Origin of the sequence: Olavius algarvensis spirochete endosymbiont (genome assembly GCA_900608495.1) — a bacterium.
Taxonomy (GTDB): Bacteria; Spirochaetota; Spirochaetia; order DSM-2461; family DSM-2461; genus UBA2779.
Genome location: UWYT01000069.1, coordinates 1 through 282 on the forward strand (window position 1 = coordinate 1; position 282 = coordinate 282).

Consider the following 282-nt stretch of genomic DNA (forward strand, 5'->3'; position numbering starts at 1 on the left):
GTTTCTATTTTTTCTCACCATGTTCTTAGGCTAGTCCCCTTAGTCGGAGGGATGGCCTAAGGCAAGGGGAGGCGGCTTCTTGGCTACAGGTTGGAAGTAGCTAGCGTGAGTTGTCCTACTATGATTGCAAATAGAATGGCAAAAGCTGCCATGATTTCCGTTATCGGTTTTTTACCCTTACGGAAATCTCCTATAATCGAAATTATCGCAAATATGAATATGGGACTCCCAATTACAGTCATTGTACTAAGCCCAAACTCCTCTCTGAGATAAGCAAAAAGT

The 282-nt window shown here is 42.9% G+C and carries 1 protein-coding gene; it reads right to left on the reverse strand.

What is annotated here, in order from left to right:
- Nucleotides 1–83: 83 nt before the first annotated feature.
- On the reverse strand, nt 84–282 hold a 199-nt coding region (locus S1OALGB6SA_RS10005), incomplete at its 5' end, for a hypothetical protein (protein ID WP_230204348.1).